This is a genomic window from uncultured Allobosea sp. (genome assembly GCF_945956895.1).
In the GTDB taxonomy this organism is placed as follows: domain Bacteria; phylum Pseudomonadota; class Alphaproteobacteria; order Rhizobiales; family Beijerinckiaceae; genus Allobosea.
Window position 1 is genome coordinate 1 of record NZ_CAMFJF010000107.1, and the last position, 7,237, is coordinate 7,237.

Annotated in this window: 8 protein-coding genes; 6 read left to right on the forward strand and 2 right to left on the reverse strand. The window is 65.7% G+C overall.

Translation table 11 applies throughout. From position 1 onward, the window contains the following. Positions 1 to 262 (reverse strand): LysR family transcriptional regulator (locus Q0Q02_RS22415; RefSeq protein WP_293812863.1); only part of this gene is annotated, 262 nt, incomplete at its 3' end. A gap of 97 nt (positions 263 to 359) precedes the next feature. On the opposite strand from Q0Q02_RS22415, the gene Q0Q02_RS22420 reads away from it, so the two are divergent. From Q0Q02_RS22420 to Q0Q02_RS22435, 4 genes are all read left to right on the forward strand, one after another. Next, entirely contained in the window at positions 360 to 542 is a 183-nt protein-coding gene (locus tag Q0Q02_RS22420; RefSeq protein ID WP_293812865.1) for a hypothetical protein, read from the forward strand. A gap of 2 nt (positions 543 to 544) precedes the next feature. Next, positions 545 to 2,386, forward strand: a complete 1,842-nt coding sequence (gene ilvD, locus Q0Q02_RS22425; protein WP_293812866.1) for a dihydroxy-acid dehydratase — start codon at positions 545 to 547, stop codon at positions 2,384 to 2,386. A gap of 333 nt (positions 2,387 to 2,719) precedes the next feature. Next, complete coding sequence (locus Q0Q02_RS22430; protein WP_293812868.1) at positions 2,720 to 3,820, forward strand: HPP family protein; 1,101 nt, start codon at positions 2,720 to 2,722, stop codon at positions 3,818 to 3,820. 68 nt (positions 3,821 to 3,888) lie between these two features. Continuing rightward, positions 3,889 to 4,824, forward strand: a complete 936-nt coding sequence (locus Q0Q02_RS22435) for a hypothetical protein (protein ID WP_293812870.1) — start codon at positions 3,889 to 3,891, stop codon at positions 4,822 to 4,824. 59 nt (positions 4,825 to 4,883) lie between these two features. Here the strand turns inward: Q0Q02_RS22435 and Q0Q02_RS22440 are convergent, their stop codons facing one another. After that, complete coding sequence (locus tag Q0Q02_RS22440) at positions 4,884 to 5,366, reverse strand: hypothetical protein (protein WP_293812872.1); 483 nt, start codon at positions 5,364 to 5,366, stop codon at positions 4,884 to 4,886. Positions 5,367 to 5,601: 235 nt separating this feature from the next. On the opposite strand from Q0Q02_RS22440, the gene Q0Q02_RS22445 reads away from it, so the two are divergent. Together Q0Q02_RS22445 and Q0Q02_RS22450 are read left to right on the forward strand one after the other, a co-directional pair. After that, positions 5,602 to 6,045 (forward strand): Lrp/AsnC family transcriptional regulator, encoded by a 444-nt coding sequence (locus Q0Q02_RS22445; RefSeq protein WP_293812874.1) that lies wholly within the window; start codon positions 5,602 to 5,604, stop codon positions 6,043 to 6,045. A 179-nt stretch (positions 6,046 to 6,224) separates the two neighbouring features. Further along, positions 6,225 to 7,237, forward strand: a 1,013-nt coding sequence (locus tag Q0Q02_RS22450) for a saccharopine dehydrogenase C-terminal domain-containing protein (protein ID WP_293812875.1), incomplete at its 3' end; no start/stop codon positions are given.

Consider the following 7,237-nt stretch of genomic DNA (forward strand, 5'->3'; position numbering starts at 1 on the left):
CATTGATGACGTCGAGCGCCTCGTCATGCAGCGCGACGATGCGGCGGGCATAGCCAAGGAACTGCTCGCCCGCGCGCGTGAGCAGAACCTCGTGCGGCGAGCGCTGCAGCAAGGTCTGGCCGGCGAGTTCCTCAAGGCGGCGGATCTGGGTGCTGACCGTCGACTGGCTGCGGAACAGCGCGGCGGCTGCGCGCGTGAAGCTCTTGAGCTCCGCAACCGTCACAAAGCTGCGCAACAGGTCCACATCGATATTACGCAGCATGGCGCGTATCCTCCACCCGTTCCTTGGAACCCCAACCTCCCTTTAGAAAGCGCAGGTCATCCCGGACAAGCGGCAAAGCCGCGTCGATCAGGGATCCATGCCTGAACCGTTCCGGAAACGCCTCGGGATGACGGTGGAGTTGAAATCGACGCCGCCATGCGCGGCGCCGATCATGGAAATCGAAGAATTCAATTTTGTCGCAGGGCGCGCGGGCGATAGCGTGTCGCCCAACGGGCAGATCCAAGCCCGAACCGCCGAGCCCGAGACCGGAGACGCTTAGCAATGCCTCGCCTGAGATCCGCCACCTCCACCCATGGCCGCAACATGGCCGGCGCCCGCGGCCTGTGGCGCGCCACCGGCATGAAGGACAGCGATTTCGGCAAGCCGATCGTCGCGGTGGTGAACTCCTTCACCCAGTTCGTGCCGGGCCATGTCCATCTCCAGGATCTCGGCCAGCTCGTGGCGCGCGAGATCGAGAAGGCCGGCGGCGTCGCCAAGGAGTTCAACACGATCGCGGTCGATGACGGCATCGCCATGGGCCATGACGGCATGCTCTACAGCCTGCCCTCGCGCGAGCTGATCGCCGACAGCGTCGAATACATGGTCAACGCGCATTGTGCCGACGCGATGGTCTGCATCTCCAATTGCGACAAGATCACGCCCGGCATGCTGATGGCGGCGATGCGCCTGAACATCCCGACCGTCTTCGTCTCGGGCGGGCCGATGGAGGCCGGCAAGTTCATCGCCGAGGGTGTGCTGAAGAAGGTCGACCTCGTCGACGCGATGATCGCGGCCGCCGACGACAAGTATACCGATGCCGAAGTCGATGTGATCGAGCGCTCGGCTTGCCCGACCTGCGGCTCCTGCTCGGGCATGTTCACCGCCAACTCGATGAACTGCCTGACCGAGGCGCTCGGCCTCGCTCTGCCCGGCAACGGCTCGACGCTCGCCACCCATGCCGACCGCAAGCGTCTCTTCGTCGAAGCCGGCCACCTGATCGTCGACATTGCCCGCCGCTACTACGAGCAGGACGATGAGAGCGTGCTGCCGCGCAATGTCGGCTCGTTCAAGGCCTTCGAGAACGCGATGACGCTCGATATCGCCATGGGCGGCTCGACCAATACGGTGCTGCACCTGCTGGCGGCGGCGCATGAGGCCGAGATCGACTTCACCATGGCCGATATCGACAGGCTCTCGCGGCGCGTGCCCGTGCTGTGCAAGGTCGCGCCGGCCGTCGCCGACGTGCATATGGAAGACGTGCATCGCGCCGGCGGCATCATGGCGATCCTCGGCGAGCTCGACCGCGCCGGGCTGATCGACACCTCGCTGCCGACCGTGCACAGCGCGACGATGGCGGACGCGCTGGCGCGTTGGGACATCACCCAGACCCAGAGTGAGGCCGTGCGCTCCTTCTATAGCGCCGCACCGGGCGGCGTGCCGACCCAGACCGCCTTCAGCCAGGACCGCCGCTTCGCCGAGCTCGACGCCGACCGCGAGAAGGGCGTGATCCGCAGCGCCGAGCATGCCTATTCCAAGGATGGTGGTCTCGCCGTGCTGTTCGGCAATATCGCGCTCGACGGCTGCATCGTGAAGACGGCGGGCGTCGATGCCTCGATCCTCAAGTTCGCCGGCCCGGCCGTGATCTTCGAGAGCCAGGACGCAGCGGTCGACGGCATCCTCAACCGCAAGGTCGCGCCCGGCGATATCGTGCTGATCCGCTATGAGGGGCCGCGCGGCGGGCCGGGCATGCAGGAAATGCTCTATCCGACGAGCTATCTGAAGTCGAAAGGCCTCGGAAAGGCCTGCGCGCTGATCACCGACGGGCGCTTCTCGGGCGGCTCGTCCGGCCTCTCGATCGGCCATGTCTCGCCGGAAGCGGCGGAAGGCGGCGCGATCGGCCTGGTCGAGAGCGGCGACATCATCGCGATCGACATTCCCAACCGCAGCATCCAGCTCCAGGTCTCCGACGAGGAACTGGCGCGCCGCCGCGCCGCCATGGAAGCCAAGGGCAAGGATGCCTGGAAGCCGGCCGCTCCGCGCAAGCGCAAGGTCTCGACCGCGCTGAAGGCCTATGCCGCGACAACCACGAGCGCGGCCAAGGGCGCGGTGCGCGTCGTCGATTGACGCGGAGCAGGTTGCCCCGCCGGGGCACCCTGCTTTTCATGAAAATGCGCGTCATTCCGGACGCAGCGAAGCGCAAATCCGGGATCCATGCCTGAACCTTCTTCGGAAGCGCTCCAGCATGGATCCCGGGTCTCCCTCCGGTCGCCCGGGATGACGCCGTGGTTTCGGGAACCATGAACGATCGCTAGATTGAAATTCCCCGATCGCGCCGCGCAGAAAGACGTTTCTACCTTTTTCCGGAAAGCGGCCAGCCTGAGGGCAGAATAGCGTTGCCCCAACAATCGCGATCCGCCTATTGAGGCTGCCTTATATTTAAGCAGCCCAATCGGCCTCATGAGTTCCGTTTCTCCTCCCTCCCCGGAGCGCTCGCGTTTCCGGTTCTTCGCGCCGATCCTGGCCGGCGCGACCTGGCGCGACCGTCTGGTCGCCTGTGCCGGGGCGCTCGTCTGCGTCGGCGCGACCGGGCTGATCTGCGGCCTGCTGCTTGGCAATGATCCACACTTGCCGCTTCTTGTGGCACCGATGGGCGCCTCCGCACTCCTGCTCTTCGCGATACCGTCGAGCCCGCTGGCGCAACCCTGGCCGATCGTCGGCGGCAACACCGTCTCGGCGCTGATCGGCCTCCTCGTCAGCCGCTATGTCCCGGAACCAGCGGTCGCGGCAGGATGCGCGGTCGCACTCGCCATCGCGGCGATGTCGCTATTGCGTTGCCTGCATCCGCCGGGCGGAGCGGCGGCGCTGACCGCCGCTCTCGGGGGGCCGGCCGTCGCGACCTACGGGCTCGGCTTCGCCTTCGTTCCGGTCGGGCTCAATGCGCTGGTGTTGACCTTGCTTGGCATCGCCTTCCACCGCTTCTCCAGCCACAGCTATCCGCATCGCGCGCAGGCGCCGGCGAATGCTCACGGCACGAAGGACCCGCCCTCCGCACAACGCGTCGGCTTCATCGAAGCCGATATCGACGCCGCATTGAACGATGTCGGCGAGGCCTTCGACATCGACCGCGAGGATCTCGACCGGTTGCTGCGACGCGTCGAACTGCATGCGCTCGCCCGCAAGCGCGATTTGCCACGCTGCGCCGATATCATGTCGCGTGATCTCGTCCGGGTCGATCAGCATGACGATATCGCAACCGCCCGCCGCCTGCTGCTCGACCATGCGATCCGGACGCTGCCCGTCATCGATCGCGAGAACCGGGTGCTCGGTACGGTCGGCCTGCGCGAGCTCGCTCATCCGGGCCTGCGCGTCCGCGACGTGATGTCCCCGGCCGTGATCGCACGCCCGAACGAACCAGCCGTCGATCTCATCGCTGCCCTCACCGATGGCCGCCACCACGCCGTCATCGTCGTGGATGACGAGGAGCGTCTGGTCGGGCTCGTCAGCCAGAGCGATCTTCTGGCGATGCTGCTGCGACCGCTCCGGCGTGAAGCGGCCTAAAAAAGCGGGTTTCCCCCGGCTGCCATCCTGCTCTAGCCTTGTGGCGGGATATCAACGGAGGAATCCTGATGCGGGCTGCGATCGTCGCCCTGAGCTGCCTTCTGTCGCTGCCGGCGGCAGCCGCAGGTCCTTTCGGCAAGATCGTCGTCGGCAACTGGTCGGGCGGCACCTTCACCAACGACCAGAGCGGTGCCTTCTCGCATTGCGCCGTCAGCGCCCGCTACAAGAGCGGCGTCACCATGCTGACCTCGGTGACCGCGCAATTCTCCTGGCTGCTCGGCTTCTCGAAGCCCGAATGGAAGCTGAGAACCGGCGAGACGCTTAAGCTCCGGCTCGTCTTCGACCGCAGCTCGACCATCGAGGTGACCGCCAACATCAAGTCGCCGACGCTCGTCACGATCGCCATGCCGGCGCAGTCCACCCTGATCAATGCCTTCCGGCAGGGCCGCTATCTCGAGCTGGAGGCCAATGACGCTCGCTATACTTTCGCGCTGACCTCGACCGGCGAGATGCTGCCGGCGTTGGTCGAATGCGTAAAGCAGAGCGCCAATGTGCGCGGGCCGGTCTCACCCGGCGCCCCCGTCCGCGCCCAGACACCGGAAGCCACGGAGAAGGAGCGCGCGGCGTGGGCCGAGAAGAAGGCCTTGCTGGAGAAGACACGCGACCTGATCCGCAGCAAGATGCTGGCCTGCATCGGCCGCGAGGGCGCGCCGATGCTGCTCACGGACGAGAAGGCAGAGGTCGTCGCCAAGGCCGCCATGCTGTTCTGCAAGGGCGATGTCGACGCCCTGACCCATGCCACGATCGAGATCATTGAAACTGAGGACGGCCGGCCGACCAATCGCAATGCCGTGCGCGAGGCCGCGGAAAAGCGGGTCCAGGAGGTGGTGACTGCCCATGTCATCCGCTCGCGCGGCGAGATGATCGGCAAGGGGCAGAGGCCCGGCAATCCGGCGCCGAGCCGGCCTGCCGAGCCGGGATCGCGCCCCTCCCAGTCGCTTTAGAAACGCGAAACGCCGCGCCTTCCGGCGCGGCGTTCCCGAAACAGATACCCTGCTGAGGGTCAACCCTTCAGCTTGGTGTTGCACTGGCTCCAGTAGCCGCCACCCTTCTCGATCCACTTGAGATCGCCATTGGCATTGGCTGCCTTGTTGGCGTTGTACTGATCGACGCAGGTCTTGAGACGTGCCTTGCCGGCGGTTTCGCTCGAATATTTCTGCGAAACCGCCTTCGGGAAGACGGCAGCCTTGGCCTTGCCGGCCGGCATCGCGGCGGGCTTGGCAGCGGGAGCGGCCGCCGTGGCGGCAGCAGCTGGCTTGGCCGGCTCGGCCGGCATCGCAGCCGCGGCCTCGTCGTCAGCGGCGTCGTCGTCGCCGCACTGAGCCTTGCGGAAGTCGTTCCACTTCTGGCCCTTCAGCGTGTTGGCCTTCTTCGCGTCCTGATACTTGACGCTGCATTCCTTCATGCTCAGCGCCGAGGCGGGCGCCACGGAGAAGGAGACAAGCGCGAAGGCCGATGCGGATGCGAGAATAAGAGTCCTGAACATGGCGTTCTCCATGGCAAAGCGTGCTGCCGCCGGTCGGCATGCCACTCCGATTTGCGCCCCGAAGCAAGTCCCCTCCGGCGCGTGAGCAATGCTTCGAACGACAAGATGTTCCTTTTCGGGCGGATTCTCGTTCGATAGCCCCTGAACAGCTCGCGGATAGCGAAATAAGCCGAACCCTTGCGAGACCGCATCATTTCCCTGCTATATGACGGCCTGCCGAACCACGGGAGACGACATGGCACGGCCGTCAGACGCCGCGAAGGACCGCGAACTCATCCGCATCCTCACTGAGAATGCCCGCTTGCCCTTGTCGGAGATCGCCAAGCAGCTCGGCGTCTCCCGCGCGACGGCGCAAGGGCGATTGAGCCGGCTCGAACGCGACGGCGTGATCGCCGGCTACACCACGATCCTCGGCAAGGCGAGCCGGCCAGAGACCACGATCTCGGCACTGATCCTGATCGAACTGGAGATGAAACAGCAGGGCGGCGTCGTCGCGGCGCTGAAAAAGCGGCCGGAAATCGTGCAATGCCACACGCTGAGCGGGCATTTCGACCTCAGCGTCAAGATCGAATGCGAGACCTCCAGCGACCTCGACACGATCATCGACTGGATCGCCGAGATGGAGGGCGTGCGGCGGACGACCTCCTCGGTGATTCTGGCCCGCAAATTCGAGCGCTGAAGGCGGAGCGGACTGGCCTCAAGAATTTCCCGTCGTATTCGCTCATTCCCCATCGCATTAAAGCACAATAACGCGATCCCCCGACGATCCGCCCGTTAAAGCCTGCACGGCTTGCGGCGATGCTCCGCATCGAGGGGGAGGCTCCTGGCCGACCCGACACTCAACCAGGAGATCGCGACATGACCATCCAGAAGCGCATTGCCGTGCTCGGCGCCGGCCAGATCGGCGTCATCATCGCCGGCATGCTGGCCGAGCAGGGCCATCAGGTGACGCTGGCCGACGCCTCCGCGGCGCAGCTCAAGCACGCGGCCGGCAGCCGCTTTGCGACCGAGACCGTTGACGCCTCCAACCTCGACGCACTGCGCACCTTCCTCAAGGACCGCGACATCGTCGTCAGCGCCTGCCCCTATTTCCTCAACAAGGGCATCGCCAAGGTCGCGGCCGAGACCAAGACCCATTACTTCGACCTGACCGAAGACGTCGCAACCACTTCCTACATCAAGGAACTCGGCAAGACCGCCGACGTCGCGCTCGTCCCGCAATGCGGCCTGGCGCCGGGCTTCATCTGCATCCTCGGCGCCGACATGGCCGCGCGCTTCGAGAACGTCCGCGCCATCAAGATGCGCGTCGGCGCGCTGCCGCTCTATCCGACCAATGCGCTGCGCTACAACGTGACCTGGTCCGTCGACGGCCTGATCAACGAATACTGCAACCCCTGCGAGATCGTCTTCGACGGCCAGCCAACCCTGGTGCCGGCGCTGGAAGGCATCGAGAGCGTGATGATCGACGGCGTCGCCTACGAGGCCTTCAACACCTCGGGCGGCCTGGGCACGCTGACCGAGACGCTCGCCGGCAAGGTCCGCAACATGAGCTACAAGACGCTGCGCTATCCCGGCCATGCCGAGATCATGAAGCTCCTGCTGCGCGACCTCGACCTCGCCGACGATCGCGAGACGCTGCGCCGCATCCTGACGCATTCCGCGCCCTTCACCCGCAAGGACGTGGTCGTGATCTTCGTGACCGGCGTCGGCGAGCGGAACGGCCGCCTCGAGGAAGAGAGCGTCGTGCTGCGCTATGACGGCAATGACGAGCTCGGCGCGATCCAGCTCACCACCGCCGCCGGCTGCGTCGCCATGGTCGAGCTCTTCCTCGCCGGCAAGCTGCCCGCCAAGGGCTTCGTGCGCCAGGAAGA